This is a genomic window from Plantactinospora sp. B24E8 (genome assembly GCF_039871735.1).
In the GTDB taxonomy this organism is placed as follows: domain Bacteria; phylum Actinomycetota; class Actinomycetes; order Mycobacteriales; family Micromonosporaceae; genus Plantactinospora.
The window spans coordinates 62985-79812 of sequence record NZ_JBDPMH010000020.1 but is presented as its reverse complement, the minus strand read 5'-3'; the positions used below and the strand labels follow the sequence as shown (position 1 = coordinate 79812).

The 16828-nt window shown below is 71.6% G+C and carries 18 protein-coding genes and 1 pseudogene; 7 read left to right on the top strand and 12 right to left on the bottom strand.

Features of this window, described 5'->3' with window-relative positions:
* Positions 1–341: 341 nt before the first annotated feature.
* The gene (locus tag ABGB21_RS24730; protein ID WP_347654761.1) at positions 342–1400 is read left to right on the top strand and encodes a lytic polysaccharide monooxygenase; all 1059 of its coding nucleotides are present in this window, start codon (positions 342–344) and stop codon (positions 1398–1400) included.
* Positions 1401–1731: 331 nt separating this feature from the next.
* Here ABGB21_RS24730 and ABGB21_RS24725 read toward each other — a convergent pair.
* Together ABGB21_RS24725 and ABGB21_RS24720 are read right to left on the bottom strand one after the other, a co-directional pair.
* Positions 1732–1794 (bottom strand): annotated as a pseudogene (locus tag ABGB21_RS24725) (VOC family protein); the annotation flags it as partial.
* Positions 1795–1896: 102 nt separating this feature from the next.
* Positions 1897–2871, bottom strand: coding sequence for a LysR family transcriptional regulator (locus ABGB21_RS24720; protein ID WP_347654762.1), 975 nt, complete (start codon positions 2869–2871; stop codon positions 1897–1899).
* A gap of 108 nt (positions 2872–2979) precedes the next feature.
* Between ABGB21_RS24720 and ABGB21_RS24715 the strand changes: the two genes are divergently transcribed.
* Together ABGB21_RS24715 and ABGB21_RS24710 are read left to right on the top strand one after the other, a co-directional pair.
* Positions 2980–3603 (top strand): LysE family translocator, encoded by a 624-nt coding sequence (locus ABGB21_RS24715; protein WP_347679786.1) that lies wholly within the window; start codon positions 2980–2982, stop codon positions 3601–3603.
* 115 nt (positions 3604–3718) lie between these two features.
* Positions 3719–4507, top strand: a complete 789-nt coding sequence (locus tag ABGB21_RS24710) for an alpha/beta hydrolase (protein WP_347654764.1) — start codon at positions 3719–3721, stop codon at positions 4505–4507.
* Positions 4508–4559: 52 nt separating this feature from the next.
* Here the strand turns inward: ABGB21_RS24710 and ABGB21_RS24705 are convergent, their stop codons facing one another.
* Positions 4560–4832: a VOC family protein gene (locus tag ABGB21_RS24705; RefSeq protein ID WP_347679784.1), complete on the bottom strand. Its 273-nt coding sequence runs from the start codon at positions 4830–4832 to the stop codon at positions 4560–4562.
* A gap of 223 nt (positions 4833–5055) precedes the next feature.
* Between ABGB21_RS24705 and ABGB21_RS24700 the strand changes: the two genes are divergently transcribed.
* Positions 5056–5400 carry an FUSC family protein gene (locus tag ABGB21_RS24700; protein WP_347679782.1) on the top strand — a complete coding sequence of 115 codons (345 nt, stop codon included), beginning with the start codon at positions 5056–5058 and terminating at the stop codon, positions 5398–5400.
* Here ABGB21_RS24700 and ABGB21_RS24695 read toward each other — a convergent pair.
* Complete coding sequence (locus tag ABGB21_RS24695) at positions 5378–5914, bottom strand: class I SAM-dependent methyltransferase (RefSeq protein ID WP_347654767.1); 537 nt, start codon at positions 5912–5914, stop codon at positions 5378–5380. The genes ABGB21_RS24700 and ABGB21_RS24695 overlap by 23 nt on opposite strands.
* Positions 5915–6447: 533 nt before the next feature.
* Here ABGB21_RS24695 and ABGB21_RS24690 point away from each other — a divergent pair.
* Positions 6448–6705: a hypothetical protein gene (locus tag ABGB21_RS24690; RefSeq protein ID WP_347654768.1), complete on the top strand. Its 258-nt coding sequence runs from the start codon at positions 6448–6450 to the stop codon at positions 6703–6705.
* 123 nt (positions 6706–6828) lie between these two features.
* Here ABGB21_RS24690 and ABGB21_RS24685 read toward each other — a convergent pair whose 3' ends face one another.
* The 6 genes from ABGB21_RS24685 to ABGB21_RS24660 all read right to left on the bottom strand — a co-directional run bounded on the left by ABGB21_RS24685 (position 6829) and on the right by ABGB21_RS24660 (position 14254).
* Positions 6829–8109: a HAMP domain-containing sensor histidine kinase gene (locus ABGB21_RS24685; RefSeq protein ID WP_347679780.1), complete on the bottom strand. Its 1281-nt coding sequence runs from the start codon at positions 8107–8109 to the stop codon at positions 6829–6831.
* Positions 8106–8744, bottom strand: a complete 639-nt coding sequence (locus ABGB21_RS24680; protein ID WP_347654770.1) for a response regulator transcription factor — start codon at positions 8742–8744, stop codon at positions 8106–8108. Before ABGB21_RS24680 ends, ABGB21_RS24685 begins: the two co-directional genes overlap by 4 nt.
* 98 nt (positions 8745–8842) lie before the next feature.
* Positions 8843–10129, bottom strand: coding sequence for a cation:proton antiporter (locus tag ABGB21_RS24675; RefSeq protein WP_347679778.1), 1287 nt, complete (start codon positions 10127–10129; stop codon positions 8843–8845).
* Positions 10130–10172: 43 nt separating this feature from the next.
* Complete coding sequence (locus ABGB21_RS24670; RefSeq protein ID WP_347679776.1) at positions 10173–11552, bottom strand: cytochrome P450; 1380 nt, start codon at positions 11550–11552, stop codon at positions 10173–10175.
* Positions 11549–12607 (bottom strand): alpha-hydroxy acid oxidase, encoded by a 1059-nt coding sequence (locus ABGB21_RS24665; protein ID WP_347679774.1) that lies wholly within the window; start codon positions 12605–12607, stop codon positions 11549–11551. Before ABGB21_RS24665 ends, ABGB21_RS24670 begins: the two co-directional genes overlap by 4 nt.
* A gap of 66 nt (positions 12608–12673) precedes the next feature.
* Positions 12674–14254: an FAD-dependent oxidoreductase gene (locus tag ABGB21_RS24660; RefSeq protein WP_347679772.1), complete on the bottom strand. Its 1581-nt coding sequence runs from the start codon at positions 14252–14254 to the stop codon at positions 12674–12676.
* A 132-nt stretch (positions 14255–14386) separates the two neighbouring features.
* Here ABGB21_RS24660 and ABGB21_RS24655 point away from each other — a divergent pair, with 132 nt between their 5' ends.
* Positions 14387–14779 (top strand): STAS domain-containing protein, encoded by a 393-nt coding sequence (locus tag ABGB21_RS24655; RefSeq protein ID WP_347679770.1) that lies wholly within the window; start codon positions 14387–14389, stop codon positions 14777–14779.
* Here the strand turns inward: ABGB21_RS24655 and ABGB21_RS24650 are convergent.
* Positions 14690–15139, bottom strand: coding sequence for a nuclear transport factor 2 family protein (locus tag ABGB21_RS24650; RefSeq protein WP_347679768.1), 450 nt, complete (start codon positions 15137–15139; stop codon positions 14690–14692). The genes ABGB21_RS24655 and ABGB21_RS24650 overlap by 90 nt on opposite strands.
* Between ABGB21_RS24650 and ABGB21_RS24645 the strand changes: the two genes are divergently transcribed.
* Positions 15110–15238 carry a hypothetical protein gene (locus ABGB21_RS24645; protein WP_347654777.1) on the top strand — a complete coding sequence of 43 codons (129 nt, stop codon included), beginning with the start codon at positions 15110–15112 and terminating at the stop codon, positions 15236–15238. The genes ABGB21_RS24650 and ABGB21_RS24645 overlap by 30 nt on opposite strands.
* 26 nt (positions 15239–15264) lie before the next feature.
* Here ABGB21_RS24645 and ABGB21_RS24640 read toward each other — a convergent pair whose 3' ends face one another.
* On the bottom strand, positions 15265–16779 hold the full coding sequence (locus ABGB21_RS24640) for an aromatic amino acid ammonia-lyase (protein ID WP_347654778.1): 1515 nt from the start codon (positions 16777–16779) through the stop codon (positions 15265–15267).
* Positions 16780–16828 lie beyond the last annotated feature (49 nt).

Genomic DNA, 16828 nt, shown 5'->3' with positions numbered 1-16828 from the left:
TCGGAAATTCCGGCCTCCGTACGGCAGGCCCACGTCGGTGCCGATGACCTGGAACGGAAACATCGGGGATCCGCCCCGGACGACCACCGGACAAACCTGCGACCGGCCCCCACGGGATCGCCCGACGGAGCACGGATTCGCGTTGCTGGATATCTTTGGTAGCCTCGACGCGGGAGCCCCAGCCATCGGAGGGGGCGCGGCCGTACCGCCTGCAGTGCCTCACCGCCCTGCAGCGCCGTACCGCCTGCGCTTCCGAATTCCTTTTGTTGATCGGCGTATGTCTCCTCGCGGGGCCGGGCATCCCGTCGAGTGACCCGCGCCGGCAAAACGCTGGAGCGTAGATGAACGTCGCACGAACGGCCCGCCGTCTGATACTCGGTACGGTCGCCGTCCTGGTCACCGGGTTCACGATGGTCGTCGTCAACCACGCCGGCCCGGCCTCGGCGCACGGTTCCGTCACCAACCCGCCGTCCCGGAACTACGGGTGCTGGGAACGCTGGGGTGACGACCACCTCAACCCCAACATGGCGCAGACCGACCCGATGTGTGCCCAGGCCTGGCAGGCCAACCCGAACACGATGTGGAACTGGAACGGCCTGTTCCGCGAGAACGTCGGCGGCAACCACCAGGCCGCTGTCCCGGACGGGCAACTGTGCAGTGGCGGTCGCACCCAGGGCGGGCTGTACGCCTCGCTCGACGCGGTCGGCGCCTGGGTCGCCAAGCCGATGCCGAACAACTTCACCCTGACCCTCACCGACGGCGCCCGACACGGCGCCGACTACCTGCTGATCTACATCACCAAGCAGGGCTTCGACCCCACCCGCCAGCCGCTCACCTGGGGCAGCCTGGACCTGGTGCTACGTACCGGCAGCTACCCGACCACCGGTCTGTACGAGGCCCAGGTGAACGCGGGCAACCGCACCGGTCGGCACGTCATCTACACGATCTGGCAGGCGAGCCACCTCGACCAGCCGTACTACCTGTGCAGTGACGTCACCTTCGGCGGTGGCGGCGACCCGACGAACCCGCCGCCCACCACGCCGCCGCCGACGAACCCGCCGCCCACCACCCCGCCGCCCACCACTCCGCCCGCCGGTAACGGTGGCTGCTCCGCGACGTACGCGAAGACGAGCGAGTGGTCCGGAGGCTTCGGCGCCCAGGTCACCGTACGGGCCGGGAACGCCGCCATCTCCGGGTGGCGGGTGAGCTGGAGCTGGCCCAACGGCCAGACCATCACCAGTTCGTGGAACGCGTCGATCACCTCGAGCGGATCGTCGGTCACCGCCGCGAACGCCGGTCACAACGGCAGGCTGAGCGCCAACGCCTCGACCAGCTTCGGCTTCAACGGCTCCTGGAACGGCACGAACGCCGCACCGACGCTTACCTGTACGGCAAGCTGACAGTTGACCCGGACGGGGGTGGCACCCCGGGTGCCACCCCCGTCGACTGTCCCGGAGGACGGGGCCCGGAGACCGGAACCGCGGCCGGGTCTGGAGGCGGTCTCGCCACGGCGGCGCACCGCGGAGGGGGTCCGGAAGCGGCGTCGGCCCCACCGGCCCGAGGCCCAGGTCGTCGCGTCGCCGTTCGGCCGACCGGCGGGTCAGGGCCCGCCCCTGGTCGGCGGTGGCCGCAGTAGGCGGAACTCGTTGCCGTCGGGGCCGGCGAGCACGTGTCAGGCCCAGCCGTCCTCCTCGACGGGGCTGTCCGTCACGCACCGCGCCCCCAGGGACGTCAGCGGGCCACCTCCGCGTCCTGGTCCGGCACCCGCAGGTCGAGATGCATCCGGTTCTTGCGCGCCTTCGGCTCGGGGTCATAAAGGAATAATCGTGAGGACCGCCTGCCGGTAGCCCGCTCTCGATTCCGGTTGGGACGGCTACCGCAGGCGGGCCGAGCTTTTCAGGCTCCGTGCGGTGAGTTCGATGAGCGTTGTTTTTCTTGCAGGGGAGCCTCCCAGGTGGCGGTGATGTCGCGGGCGACATCACGTAGGAGGTCGATGAGCATGTCTGCGAGTGGCGTGAGGCTGGCGTCGGTTTTGGTCACGGCGTAGAGCTGGCGGTAGGGCCTGGGGTGGGCCAGTTCGCGATGGGTGGTGCCAGGTGCATGGGTTAGGGCCAGGCGCGAGACCAGGGCCACTGCGATACCTGTGCCGACGAGGGCCTGGGCGACGTCGTAGGACTCGGTCTCGAACCGCACGGTGGGAGTGAAGCCGGCCTCGCGGGCAGCGTCGTGGAACTGTTCGCGGGCGGCATGGCCGGCCAGGATCGAAACCCACGATTCGTCGCGCAGTTGTTCCAGGTGGAGTTCGGTGTCCGCGGGCTGCCCGGTGGCCAGTGGATGGTCATCGGGGAGAACCACGACCATCGGGTCCAACAGGAGCGAGTGGGCCCGTACGTGTGTGGGCGGCGCGAGCGGCGTGCCCCAGGACGCGACGATGGCCACGTCCAGGCGCCCCGCGCTGATCTCGTCCGCTCCGCGTCCGGACACCACGTCTATGACGGAGACGTCGGCGTCCGGATGGCGGTGTCGCAGAGTCGTCAGGGCCGGTGGCAGCAGGTGCACGGCGGCCGCCTGGAACGTCCCGATCCGCAGACGGAGCGAGAGGTGGCCGAGCAGCGCGGCCAGTTCCGCCTCGGCCCTGTCCGATGCCTCCTCCACAGTTCGACCGTGGGAGGCGAGCAGCGCACCGGCCGCAGTGAGCGTTGCTCCGCGAGGACCACGGATGACCAGGGGCACCTGCCAGTCGCGCTCGGCCTTGGCCACCTGCTGGGTGACCGCCGCGGGCGTGAGTTGGAGTGCGTGAGCCGCCGCCGTCAGGGAGCCGTGCCGCTCGATCAACGCGAGAAGCCGCAACTGTCCCGGATCCACCAGCATTCACTAATCCTAACGCTACACCCTTCTCTTTTAACTTCTCTTAGGGGCACGAGACAGGAAGCCTGGTGGTACACCCATCGGCGCAATCCCGGGAAGGGGTTCCTTTCCATGCCCACGCATGTGCCCGTTTTCATCGCCACCACCTTGCTGCTGGCGATGCTGCCAGGCGCGAGCCAAGCCCTGATGATCCGGCAGGTTCTGGAAGGCGGCCAACGTACGCTCCGAGGCACGCTCGCGGGCAATGCCAGCGGCTTCCTGCTCTGGTCCACGGCCGCCGCGGCCGGGCTGTCCGCCGTCCTGCTGGCCAGCCCCACCGCGTACGCGGTGCTCCGGATCGCAGGCGGCATCGTGCTGATGGTTCTCGGGGTGAAGACGCTACGGACTGCGCTCACCACCGTCTCCACCCGCCCGCCCTACGAGGGCCGGCGCGGTACTGGCTTCGCGGGCGGATACCTCACCGGCCTGATCACCAACCTGGGCAACCCCAAGGCGGGCGTGTTCGCCGTCTCGGTGCTGCCCCAGTTCGTGACCGCGAAAGGCCCGGTGTTCCTGTCAACCGTCGCACTGGGGGCCCTGTGGGCGCTCGTCAGCGCCTCCTGGTACATGTTGCTCACCTGGGCCGTCAGCCGAGGGCGCGCCCTGGTATCGCAGCCGACCGTCCTACGGGGAATCAGCGTGACCACCGGCGTCGTCCTGCTGGGGTTGGGCGCTGCGGTGGCAGCAGGTGTCTGAATGCCGGTACTTCTTCCGGCGCCCGACCGCCCTAAACATTTCCCCGGCTTCGCCGTCCGCTCAGGCCCGGGGCCATGCGGGTATTCTGCCCGACGGCACTGGAGCGAGGAAGCCGATGACGTACGCCATGACACCGGACGGAACCCGCATCGCCTACCAGTTCCAGGGCCAGGGGGCGCCGCTGGTCCTGCTGGCGGGCCAGGCCAACAACCACCACTGGTGGGATGCGGTTCGTGCCGACTTCCATCCCGCTCGCAGCACCCTCACGCTCGACTATCGCGGCACCGGCGACAGCGACAAGCCCGACACCCCCTGCAGCACCGAACTGTTCGCCCAGGACGTCATCGCAGTCCTCGACGAACTCGGCATCGACCGGGCCGATGTCTACGGCACGTCCATGGGCGGACGAGTGGCCCAGCAGATCGCGGCCCGCCACCCCCACCGGGTAGGCGCCCTGGTTCTCGGCTGCACCTCACCCGGCGGCCCGCACAGCGTCGAACGCGGCAACGACGTCCGCCAAGCCCTGACCCAACCTCAGCCTCGAGCCGCGCGACAGGCCCTGCTGGAGCTGATGTACACCCCTCGATGGCTCGCCGCCCATCCCGGCCCGTACCACACCCTCGGCGACCCTCACATGCCTGCCCACGCTCGGCGCCACCACCTCGCGGCCAGCAACCAGCACAACGCCTGGGACCTCCTGCCGGACATCAGCGCCCCCACCCTGGTCGTCCACGGAAGCGACGACCTGCTCAACCCCACCGCCAACGCACCCCTGCTCGCCGACCGCATCCCCGACGCCCGACTGCACCTGGTCCCGAATGGTCGGCACGCCTACTTCGAGGAGTGCCGCGCCCACGCCAGCCCTCTGGTCCTGGACTTCCTCACCACCGCGCACAAGCCGTAAGAACAGCGCAGCCGATACTCGGACTGAACCAGCGCGCTGACCTGCCAAGGCATCACGCGATCAACCGCGTGCCGGCCACCGCCGCAGACATGAAATTAGTTCTTGGTTCGTCACGTTTCCCCTCGGAAAACCGCGGCAACAGCAACTCGACGCCGTCCCCGTCGGCGGGTAGCAGGCGCCGGTAACGCCCCGACGAGAGTGGTTCGGCGACGTACCCGAGTACGACGGACCAGAACACCCCCGACCGGGCCAGGTCGGCACAGTCCAGAACCACCGCCAGGACAACGTCACTCCGCCCGCCGAAACGTGCCGGTCCGCCCGCCATGTCAGCAGGTTACGCGCGACCGTTAAGCGTGCCGTGCGGTCGTCGTCGCTTCCCCGCCGGTCAACCTCGGCACCACGATTGCCGGCGGTGTTTGCGGGTAGCCGTCGCCGGTGACCGGAGCGCGGAGGAAGGGGAACAACGGACGACACGGGTCGAAACAACGCGCCGGCCACGACGAGGAGCGGTTCGACGAGGCGCTGGAACGGCTGAACAAGCGGGGCCGGTGGCGGGTCGGACCCGGCTCCAGCAGCTCCAGGTCAAATCCCTGATCGCCATCCGGGCCGGGGTGGCGGCGGCGCTGGCCTGGGCCGCCGCCCGCTGGTTCACCGACATGCCGAGTCCGATCTTCGCCCCGGCCGCCGCGGTCGCCGTGATCACGTCGTCCCTCGGGCAACGGCTGGCGAACACGATCGAGCTGCTCGCCGGGGTGACGCTGGGCATCTTCGTCTCGGACCTGCTGATCGAGGTCACCGGCGTCGGCGTGTGGCAGACCGGCGTGGTCGTCGCGGCGGCCATCCTGGTGGCGCTGGCGCTCAGCATCTGGCTCATCGGGTCGGTGTGGCGGTGACGCAGGTGAGCACCCGGCCCTGCCCGCGATCCTCGATCGAACTGGTGGTGTCGAACCCCTGGGACCGCAGCAGCCGCTCGGTGGAGGTGAGGTTCGCTGCGGGGTGTACGGACGTGGGCCGCTCGCCGAACACGTAGAGCCGGCCGCCCGGTGCCAGCAGGCTGCGCATCCGGTCGATCTGCCGCGCCCCGGCACCCAGCCAGAACAGGTTGACGTTCACCGCGAAGATCTTGGTGAAGTACCGGTGCGGAAGGTCGACCGACTCGAACTCGGCACACCGGATCTCGGCCCTACCCGACCTGATGTGCCTCGCGTTACGTTCGGTCGCGAGCCGGGTCATCGTCGTCGCGCGGTCGATCGCGACGATCCGGCCGGTGGTGAGCCGGTCGGCGATCAGGGAGACGGCCACTCCGCGGCCGCACCCGATCTCCAACAGGAGGTCGTGGGGCGCGACGGCCATCGTCTGCACCGCCCAACGCTGCCGGTAGGTGGCGATCGGGGCCTGCGCTGGCACCCCCGGAGGCACAACGGGGTCGTCAACGACGAGACCCGGGTCATAAGTCGGCAAAGCACATCCCACAACGTCACTCGCCGGGCCGGGTTCCGCTCACCCATCCATAACACCTCGCGGAGGAGCCGGACGCACCGTGCCCTCCGTCACCAGACGGAGCGGAGGGGAGATACCCGGCCGGCGAGTCGCTACTCGTGGTTCCGGGCCGTTGCGCCGCTGAGCAACCGTACTCGAATCGGACGTTCGGCGCTCCCCTCGCCCTGCGGTCGACACCTCGACCCCGCCCATGCGCCACCATCGACCTGACCGGAGGTCGCGCTCGGGGCGTACCCGGAGATGGCCGGCAACCCGGCCGGTCAGGGCGGATGCCCGTTCGACGGAGCCCGCGCTGACGGATCGTCGCCGTGACCCCGCCCGTTGTCGGAAGCCCGTCCGCCCGCACCCGTGTGAGCCTTACAGTCACATTCTTCGATGTCCCGGATCCCGGCTCGACGGGGAGCCGCCGTGCGCCGCGGACACCATCGGGAGGAGACCTCATGCGCGGACGCAGATGGGCCACGCTCGTAGCGGCGGCCACCCTCGCACTGGGCGGTGTGCTCGGAGCGAGCGCCGCTCCGGCCGCCGCCGACCCGCCGGGCGGCACGCTTCGCGGCGTCTACTACGACGGCCAGTTCTGCAACAGCTACGGCAGCGAGGGCGCCCAGACCGGCCTCTGGAGCTGGTACTACTGCGAGTACCGCCAGTACAGCCCCACCGCCCCCGGCTTCTACTTCCTCTGGACCTTCACCTACTGAGCAGGCCCGGAGCCGTTCGGCCACCGCCGGGTCGACCCGGCGGTGGCCCACCCGAGGTCTCCGGCGACGCAGCCCGCGGCGCATCCGCCACATCCGCTCGCACCGTCCCTGCTGCCCGCCGACTCAGTCGCCGACCCGGGCCACCGGCCGGGCCTCCCCGGCCCGGGTCGGCAACCGGACGACAAAGCTGGCGCCCTGGCCGGGACGCCCCCGGGCCTCGATCGTGCCGCCGTGGCCGGTGACGACCTCGCGGAGCAGCGCCAACCCGAGGCCGGTGTGCCGGCGCCCGCTGCCGACACTGTGGAACGGGTCGAAGATCCGGTCGGTGGGGTCGAACCCGTGTCCGGTGTCGGTGACGACCAGCTCGGCAGCGTCGCCGACCCGACGCACGACCACCTCGATCCGCCCACCTGCGGGCGTGTGGGTCAGGGCGTTGGTCAGCAGTTCGCTGACCACCCGGCGCAGCGCGGAGGCGACACCGAGCACCGGCAACGGCACGTCGGAACGGTCCAGGGTCACCGTCACCCCCTGCTCGCCGGCGCGGTCCGTCTCGGCGAGCACCGCCATCTCGGCGAGCGCGGCCAAATCGACCGGATCGGCCGTGGGCCGGGCGTCCGGCAGTGCCGCCAGCCGCACCGAGAGCAGCAGGTCCTCGACAACCTCACCGAGCCGCCGGGTCGTACCGACCAGCCGGTCCAGCTCGTCGCGGTAGCCGGCCGGCACACCGGTGTTACCGGCCCGGCGGGCGAGCACCTGCGCCCGGGTGTGCACCTGGGCGATGGGCGTACGCAGTTCGTGGCTGACGTCGGCGATGAACCGGCGCTGCCGGGTGAGCGCCTCGGCCAGCGGCGCCACCGCGCGTCGGCCCAGCACCAGTCCACTGGCGACCGCGACCAGCAACCCGGCCGCCTCGGCCATGACGAGGGCGAGGAGCAGGTGCCGCCGGTCGGCGAGCTGGTAGCGGGCGTCGAAGATGGCCTGCACCACGTCGCCGTCCCGGGGCCGGGTCAGGACGAAGTAGACAGTGTTGTTGCGGGCGACCCTGGTCTCCCGGGCGGACCCGGTGGCGACGGTCGCGGCCAGCTCCTCGGTCAGCGGAAAACCCGCCGGCGGGGGGACCCGGCCGGTGACCAGTTCGCCGTCGTGGAGGACGAAGAGCCAGGTACAGCCGGGCGGGCCGGACGGGTCGCTGTGATCGGCGCTGTAGGCCAGCTCACGCGTGATCTGACGTTCCTGACCGCGGACCAGCATCCCGTAGGCGACCACGCCGACCGCGGTCACCAGCACGGTCACCGCGACCGCGACCAGCAGCCCGATCCGCCGACGGGCCCGGGCCACCACCGCCCGTTCGGCGGCGGCCCAGGACGTATCGGTCCGCGATCCCGCCCGCCGGTCCGGTCTCACAATTCACCAAGCCGGTAGCCGAGGCCGTGCACGGTTCGGATCGAGGTCCGGCCGAGCTTGCGACGCAGGTAGTACACGTAGGTGTCGACGAGCGACGGTGCGGCCGCCTCGTCGAAGACCCGACGGCGCAGCTCGGCCCGGGAGTGCACCACCCGGGGGCGGACGGCGAGGACCCGGAGCAGTTCGAACTCCCGAGCCGACAGCGCCACCCTGGACCCGTCGGGCAGCACGACGTCGCGCAGCGCGAGATCGAGCCGACCGAGCCCGATCGGCAGCGCGTCGGCGCCGTCCGAGGCACGTCGACACAGGGCCCGCAGCCGCGCGATCAGCTCGTCCAGGTCGAACGGCTTGATCAGGTAGTCGTCGGCGCCCGCATCCAACCCGGCGACCCGGTCGTCGACCGTACCGAGGGCGGTGAGCATCAGGGCCCGGGCGCCGACCGCCCGGGACCGCAGCCGGGCCAGCAGGTTGAGTCCGTCGATGGCCGGCAGCAGCCGGTCGATCACCATGAGGTCGTACGGCCGGGTGAGCCCGAAGTGCAGGCCCCGCTGCCCGTCCCGGGCCACGTCGACCAGGTAACCCTCGTCGGTCAGCACCTCGCTGAGCATGTCCGCGAGGTCCGCGTCGTCCTCCACCAGGAGTAGTCGAGGCACGACGGGTGACGGCGCGATTGCCTTGAGCACACCTCGAGAATGGCACACTCACCCGCACAGATAGACTGTGATAGATGTCTCTATGTCATGTCAGCACTCCGTTGAACCACTACCATCGGTTCCTTCGTGTCAAGCAGAGCGGGGGTCCTCGCCTCCCGCCGCGCGATCCACCGCAGCACCGGTGTGGTCATCAGCGTCGTGACGAGCGCGACCAGCACCAGGGCCGTGAACAGGGTCGAGTTGACGATCCCCGCCGCCAGGCCGACGTTGATCGCGATGAGCTGCATCAGCCCGCGGGCGTTCATCAGGGCGCCGATCCGCAGGGCCACCCCCTTCGGCTCGCCCCGCACCCGGGCCACCGCGAAGCAGGCGCCGAACTTGCCGACGATGGCCAGAACGACGCAACCCAGCGCGAAGAGCAACACCGACGGATCGCCGAGCAGCCCGAACTCGGTGTGCAGACCCGAGTAGGTGAAGAAGAGCGGTAGGAAGGCGATCTGGCAGACCGGCGTCACGGTGGCGACCATCCCGTCGGTGCGCTCGGTGTGCGGCATGATCGCACCGACCGCGAAGGCGCCGAAGACGGCGTACAGGCCGATCTCGTCGGTGTACCAGGCAACCGCGAAGAGGAGCGCGAACAGGCCGAGCAGCCGGGACTGGTCGCCGAGTCGGTCGCTGCCGACCAGCGCGGCCGCCAGCCGCCGGCCGACGAACCAGAGCAGCAGCCCGAACAGCACCGCCCCGCCGACCGTGACCAGCGCCGGCCCCGGCCGGCCCGAGGCGGTGGCGAGGACCACGGCCAGCAGGATCCAGGCGACGAGGTCGTCGAGCGCGCCGCTGGCCAGGGCGAGCGAGCCGTACCGCGTACCGGCGTGTCCGCCCTCGGTGATGATCCGGGCCAGCATCGGAAAGGCGGTGATGGCCAGCGCGACCCCGACGAAGGCTGCCGTCACGCCGAGGGAGGCGCCGTCGGCCACGACCGGGGCGTGCGCGGCGGTGGCGAGCACCAGCAGCACCCCGAGGCCGAGCGGTACCACGATGCCGGCCAGCGACACCGCTCCGGCGGTGCCGGCCAGCCCGGTCACCCGGTGCGCGGTGAACGCGTACCCGGCCTGGAACATGAAGATGACCAGGCCGACCTGACCGACGATGTAGAGCACCGGATAGAGCGGTTCCGGAAACAACGCGTCCTGGACGTCGGGCGCCAGCAGGCCCAGCAGAGACGGCCCGAGCAGCACCCCGGCCACCATCTCGCTCACCACCGCCGGCTGGCCGACCTTGCCGAGCAGCCACGCCATCAGGCGGCAGAAAAGCAGGATCACCGCGACGGCGAGGAAGAACCGCGGTGCCAGCTCCACCGGACTCATCGCGTCCCGCCTCTGCCGACGGCCGCCACCGGACCAGTCGTGATCACTTCCGTACCTCCTCGAAGTAGGTGGCGCAGAGCCGTTGGCGTCGCGCGTCAACCACCATCCAGGTGCCGAGCACGAGCTGGACGAGGCTGCGCCAGACGTCGGCCCAGCGGTCGCCCAGCCGCATCGCCCACAGCCGGATCCGCCCCGGCGGTCGTACGCCGGCCGGGACGAGGAAACAGGGTCCCCGGTTGGGCAGTGACCGGGTGTGCCGGACGCTGGAGACCGGCGTGTAGCGGCGCAGCACCTCACGGACGACCGCCCGCATCATCACCGGCGCCACCCCGCGTGCCGGGCAGGCCCGGTTGGCGGTGACCCCGAACGGGACGAAGTGCGCGTCGCCCCGCCGCAGCGTCCGCCACCGGGCCGGGTCGAAGGTGTCGTCGGCGGCTGCGCCGGTGCGCTGGAAGGCGAGGTAGTTGAAGAGCAGCACCGACCCGACCGGGATGGTGACCTCGGCGTCGACCTCGATCGGTCCCGTGGTGATCCGGTGCGCGACCCCGAACAGCGGGTGCACCCGCAGCGTCTCGTCGATGACCCGGTCCAGGGCCCGGTCCCCCTCGCCGCCGACGTCGTCGAGGGTGGCCAGCAGTTCGCGCCGCGTCGACGGATGCTGGGCGATGGCGAGCAGCAGGTGCGCCATCGCCTCCGACATCTGGACGACCGCGGTGTTGAAGTACGTCCCCTGCAGGTACCAGACCGTCTCCTCGGCGGTGAACGGCGCTGGCAGGGTCACCGGAGCCGTACCGGCATCGACCCGCGCCCGCAGGTAGCGGCTGAGCCGGTCCCGGCGACCAAGGTGCCGCAGCCCGCAGCACTTGAGGGCGGTGACCACGTCGTCGGCGTTGGCCACGATCAGCGCCCGGGCCTCGGCCGGGCACGGTTCGGCGAAGACGAGTTCGAAGTAGACCTCGGCCCAGACCGGCATCATCAGGTCGCGCAGCCGTACCCGGCTGGGGCGGTCGGACGGCAGCTGGTCGAGCAGCCGGCGGGCCGCCGCCGCAGCCAGCTCGGTCGACCGGCGCGGGGGCACCGCGAGCACCTGTCGGGTCGTCCGGGCGACCGTACGGTAGCGCTCGCCCGGTTCGAGGTGTTCCTGGTGCAGCTGCGGGCCGGGCGCCAGCCAGTACCAGAAGAGGTCGGAGAGCCCGGCGCCCCGGCTGCGTCCGTTCGCCGCCGGATGGGCGTAGACCCGTTCGAAGTGTTCGGGGCCGACCAGCGGGCCCGGGATCGGGATCCCCTCGGTACCGTTCACCCGGGCGAAGATCCATTCCCGGAGCCGGACCACCGTCGGGGGCAGCCAGCGCGGCAGCAGCCACCCCACCACCACGGCGGCGACGGCGACCAGACCCCACGGAAGAACGCTCGGCCCGCTCATCCGGCCACCCCCGTGCGGAGCAGGTCCGGGGTGAGGTCGCCGGGACGGGCCGCGCCGGCGAGGGTCATCGCCCGGGCCAGGTCGGCGCGCAGCCAGTCGAGTACCTGCCGTACCCCGGCCTCGCCCCGGGTGGCGAGCCCCCAGACGACCGGCCGGCCCACCCCGACCGCGACGGCGCCGAGGGCCAGCGCGGTGAACACGTCGGTGCCCCGGCGGACACCACCGTCGAGCAGGACCGGGATCCGCCCCTCGACCGCGTCGACGACCGCTGGCAGCGCGTCGACGCTGGCCGGTACGCCGTCCAGCTGTCGCCCCCCGTGGTTGGAGACCAGGACGGCGTCGACCCCGTGCGCGACGGCCAGCCGGGCGTCGTCCGGGTGCAGGATGCCCTTCAGTACGACCGGCAGCCGGGTGATCCCGCGCAGCCAGTCGATCCGGGTCCAGTCGAGACGGTCGTCCATGACGATGTCCCGGACCCGTCCGGTCTCCGGATCGCGCATGTTCTCGCAGCACAGCCCGGGCGGCAGATCGAGGAACCCGTTGCGCAGGTCGCGCTCGCGCCGGCCGAACACCGGCGAGTCGACGCTGACCACCAGGGCCCGGCAGCCGGCGGCCTCGGCACGGCGGACCACCGACCGGGTGAACCCGAGGTCCGGCTGGGGATAGAGCTGGAACCACAACCGGGCCCGCCGCCCGTCCGCGCCGGTCGCCGCGGCGACCGCCTCGATCGGCGTGGTGGCCGCCATGCTCACCACCATGACCGTGTCGGCGGCGGCGACCGCGCGGGCGCATCCCGCCTCCCCGTCGGGATGCGCCAACCGGTGGAAGGCGGTCGGGGCGACCAGCACCGGCAGGGCGAGGTCGTCGCCGAGCAGCCGGGTCCGCAGGTCGCGTGCGCCTCCGCCGCGCAACACCCGGGGCAGGATCCGGTACGCGTCGAAGGCGGCCTCGTTGGCCCGCAGGGTGCGCTCGTCCCCGGCCCCACCGGCGAAGAAGTCCCAGTGGGCCGGGTCGAGCCGGCGTTGCGCCTCGGCTCGCAGGTCGTTGAGGTTCACCAGGGGGCCCGCGCCGGCCGTGGGTGAATGACGCGGGCCCACCCGGTCCGCCACCGGGGGCACGACTCAGCCCACGGCGCCGTCTAGGCAGCGGTCCAGGAAGGCGACCAGTGGTGTCCGGTGCACGTCCGGCCGGTTCCACCGGTTCTCCAGGTTCTCCGCCAGGTGGTGGGCCGCGACCACCCGGCCGTCGCGGTGGTACCGGACCACCGGGTGCAGGTACGCGGCGTCGTGCGCCTGGCCCGCCACGTCCTGGGCGACCCGGCGCACCGAGACGTCGAACGGGTCGACCCGGTCGTGCTCCGGGCCGTACTCCAGGGTGACGACGAAGGCGTGCTCGACCGGATGGTCCACGGTGGTCAGGCCGATCCCGGTGAGGTAGTCGACCGGCACCTCCTCGTGGTACCGGGCCTCCGACCCGGCCACCGTCAGGACGTCGGCGAGCACCCCGAACTGCTGCCACAGCCCGGAGCTGCGGTTGACCCGTTCGATGATCGCGTCGGCCATCGGCTCGCCGGCGACGTCGACCTTTCCGGCCGGCCACGGCTCGTCGTGGTACCGCCGTTCGAGGATGCGGTGCAGTGCGCGTACCCCGTACCGGAAGCCGTGGATGAAGCCGCTGGTCGAGCGTTTGAAGTCCCGCTGCTGGCTCAGTGTGCCGGCGAAGAAGAGGTCCGGTACGTTAACCGACTCCCACTCGGCCGTCTGGGCGGGGAACCGGTCGTTGATCGCCAGCGCCGGACGGCAGGTCCCGTCGAAGATCGACGCGTCGAACCGGAAGCCGGTGCAGAGCAGCACCCGGTCGTAGTGCAGTTCCCGGACGACCTCGTCGGCCCGGGAGAAGGCGAAGCTCACCCGGTAACCGTCCCCGTCGCGGACGATCTCGCGGACGTGCCCGTCGAGGATCGCGTTCGCCGACTTGAGCTGGTAGGTGTCGAGGAAGTTGTTGTTCACCGCCCGCAGGTGCCCGACGTAGTGGGTCCGCCAGGCCATCCGGACCGATCCGGGCCCCGCGACGTGAATCAGGGTGGTGGTCTCCATCAGGTTGTCGGCGGTCTCGAACGCCGAGTTGCCCTTGCCGATCACGAGGACCCGCTGGTCGAGGAAGTCCCGGGGGTCGACCGACATCTCGGTGTACCGTTCCGCGTGCCCGACGCCGGGAATCGGCGGGACATAGGGCTGCCCGACTCCGGTCGCCACCACCACCCGCCGGGCCCGGTAAACCGTGCCGGTCCCGTCGGTGACCGCGAAGCCGCCGCCCGCCGCCCGACTGACCCGGGTCACCCGGGTGCCGTACCGGACCCGTACCCCGGTCGCGGCGGCGAAGTCGGCCAGGTAGCGGACCATCTCGTCGGCGGGCGGGAAGTACCGCTCGGTGTAGCGGGTGAACCGCAGCGCCGGGTCCTCGCTGAGCAGCGAGTTCCAGTCCAGCCGCAGGTTCAGCTCGGGGTCGTCCGAGCCGGTGTGCGGCTTGTTGATCGAGATCAGTTGCCGGTGTCGGGGAAACCGGGTGAAGAACGCGCCCGGGCCGTCGGCGGACTCCAGTACCAGGTAGTCGCGGCGGCCGTCGCGCTCGAGGAACGCCGCGAACTGCAGGCCGGCCGGGCCCGCCCCGATGACGAGATAGTCGAGCATCTCTGCGTTCACGGAGCAGACCGTACGAGGGGGAACTCAGAGAAAACTCAGGCCGGCCGGGAGGAGTTCGTCGGCCCGGGACCGATGAGTTCCGGCGTGTCGACGGATCCCACCAGTAGTGCCCACAACCGGAAGGGAGCCGCCGTGCGCCAGGATCCCACGCCGCCCGTTCTGGTCGTCGGCCCCACCGTCGGGCGGGCCGACACCCCGGTCCTCCGCGCCCGACTGGCCGACCTGCTGACCCGGCGGCCGGGCGAGGTCCGCGTCGTCGTCTGCGATGTCAGCCGGATCGTCGACCAGAACGTGGCGACCCTCGACACCCTCGCCCGGCTGCGGCTGACCGCACGCCGGCTCGGCGTCGACCTCCAGCTCCGCGGTGCGTCGCTGCGCCTGCGTCAGCTGCTCACGCTCACCGGCCTGGACGCGGTCATCCCGGTGGAGGACGGTTCAGGCGTCGAACCGCATCGGGAGGCCGAACAGCGGGAACAGCCGCTCCACGTCGAGGAAGTTGGTGATCCCGCGGATCCGCCCGGCTGAGATGTCCAGGACGATGAGCGCCCACGGCCCGGTCGGACGGTACTGGCCGAAGGCCGGCACCCCGCTCGCCACCGTGGGCACCAGCCGGGACCCTCGGCATCCGGAGCCGGTGCCGAGCATCCAGTCGCGGATGTCGGCGTGCCCGCGAAGCCAGAGCGGCAGTGGCGGCATGTTCAGCGTGACGTCCTCGTGCAGCAGTGACGTGAGCGCGGCGATGTCGTACCCCTCGAACGCCCTGACGTAGCGGTCCAGCAGCTCCGACTGGTCCGCGTCGAGCGGGCGCGCGGTGTCGCCGCCGAGGTCGGCGGCGGCCAGCGGGACGGCGGCTGGATGGGCGAGGGGCGACCGAAGGGCGGCCACGCGCTGGCCGCCCTGCCCGGTTGCACCCACTACGACATCTTCATGTCGCCGCTGTTCGCCGCGGCCACCCTCGCCTTCCTCGACCAGCCGAGGGGCTGACCGCGGGTGCTCCACCCCCGTACGCGTCAGGCGGTCGGCCCGGTCACCTCGTCCAGCAGGTCGGCGGCGCGGATCACGTCCGCGTCCAGGGGCCGGTCCGGGTCGATCGCCGGTACGACCTCGGCGAGCCGGTCGAACGCGGCGGCGCAGCCGGGCGCGGTCGGGGTGCGGGCGCCGACGTGACCGGCCTGCCGCAGCCCGACCGCCAACGAGCCGCAGAGCAGCCGGAGCAGTCCGGCCTGCTCCACGGCGCGCAGCGCCGCCTGGGTGCCGAACGGCACCACGTCCTGGTTGTGCAGGTTGGTCGGCAGGCTCTGCATGCTCGCCGGGGTGGCGGCCCGGCGCAGTTCCGCCACGATCGCCGTCGTCGCCAGTTGCACACCCTGCAGCCCGTGCTGGCGGCCGGGTCCGGCCGCCAGCATCGGCGGCAGTCCGCCGTTGCGCACCGGGTCGACAAGCAGGTCGAGCTGGCGTTCGACGAGGTTGCCGAGCTGCGCGGTGACCAGCGCCAGCATGTCGGCGGCGAAGGCGGCGGGCTGGCCGAAGAAGTTGCCGCCGTGCAGCACCAGGTCGTCGTCGGGGAAGAACAGCGGATTGTCACTCACCCCGCCCAGGTCCGCCGCGACCACCCCGTCGACGTACCGCAGCGCCTCCTCGGCCGCGCCGAGCAGTTGCGGGGCACAGCGGATGCTGTACGCCTCCTGCAGTGGCCGGTCGCCGGAGGGCACCGCCCCGGCGAGCAGCGCCCGCATCCGGGCGGCGACGTCGGCGGCGGCCGGGTGGCCGTACGCGGTCAGCAGCCGGGGGTGGAGGAACTGGTCGGGGTCGCAGCCGAGCAGGTCGACGAGCAGACAGGTCAGCAACTGGGCCGCCCGGTGCGAGGCCCGGACGGCGTCCCGGGCAAGCGCGGTGGCGGCGGTGGTCAGCGACGTGCCGTTGACCAGCGCCAACGCGTCCCGGCCGTCCAGCACGAGCGGGGTCAGGCCAGCCGCCTCCAGCGCCTGCGCCGCCGGCATCCGCTTCCCGTCCAGCCACGCCCAGCCCCGCCCGCGCAGCGACTGGGTGGCGTACGCGAGCGGGATCAGGTCGCCGCTGGCCCCGACCGAGCCGAGCCGTGGCATCGCCGGTACGAACGACGTCCCGAGCATCGCGGCGAGTCCCTCGACGACCCGTACCGAGACCCCGGACACGCCCTGGGCCAGTGACCAGACCCGGACCAGCATGGTGGCCCGGACCACGGCCGGGTCGAGCTGCACGTCCTGGCCCGCCCCGAGGTGGGCGAGCGTGTTGTCACACTGGTCGGCCTCGTCGTCCCGGCCGGCGTAGCCGACCAGTGCCCCGAACCCGGTGGTGGCGCCGTACACCGGACGGTCGTCGCCGAGCACGGTCCGCAGGTGGTCGCGGGACCGTCGTACCCGGTCACGGACCGGGCCGGTGACCTCGACGCGCAGCGGCAGCGCCGCCCGCCGCAGGTCCTCCGACCGCAGCGGACGGGCCAGGTCGACGGTGTGGACGGCGGCGGTCCCGGTCCGGGAAGTCATCGGGCCGACGGTAGCCACGGATTCTCAGAGCGGTCTGAGTTATCTCTGA

Bases quoted from the DNA above. Each gene is read 5' to 3' on its own strand.
- ABGB21_RS24730 (WP_347654761.1), top strand. From the start codon at position 342: ATGAACGTCGCACGAACGGCCCGCCGTCTGATACTCGGTACGGTCGCC.
- ABGB21_RS24720 (WP_347654762.1), bottom strand. From the start codon at position 2,871: ATGCTGGTGGATCCGGGACAGTTGCGGCTTCTCGCGTTGATCGAGCGG.
- ABGB21_RS24715 (WP_347679786.1), top strand. From the start codon at position 2,980: ATGCCCACGCATGTGCCCGTTTTCATCGCCACCACCTTGCTGCTGGCG.
- ABGB21_RS24710 (WP_347654764.1), top strand. From the start codon at position 3,719: ATGACGTACGCCATGACACCGGACGGAACCCGCATCGCCTACCAGTTC.
- ABGB21_RS24705 (WP_347679784.1), bottom strand. From the start codon at position 4,832: ATGGCGGGCGGACCGGCACGTTTCGGCGGGCGGAGTGACGTTGTCCTG.
- ABGB21_RS24690 (WP_347654768.1), top strand. From the start codon at position 6,448: ATGCGCGGACGCAGATGGGCCACGCTCGTAGCGGCGGCCACCCTCGCA.
- ABGB21_RS24675 (WP_347679778.1), bottom strand. From the start codon at position 10,129: ATGAGTCCGGTGGAGCTGGCACCGCGGTTCTTCCTCGCCGTCGCGGTG.
- ABGB21_RS24670 (WP_347679776.1), bottom strand. From the start codon at position 11,552: ATGAGCGGGCCGAGCGTTCTTCCGTGGGGTCTGGTCGCCGTCGCCGCC.
- ABGB21_RS24645 (WP_347654777.1), top strand. From the start codon at position 15,110: ATGGGCGAGGGGCGACCGAAGGGCGGCCACGCGCTGGCCGCCCTGCCC.
- ABGB21_RS24640 (WP_347654778.1), bottom strand. From the start codon at position 16,779: ATGACTTCCCGGACCGGGACCGCCGCCGTCCACACCGTCGACCTGGCC.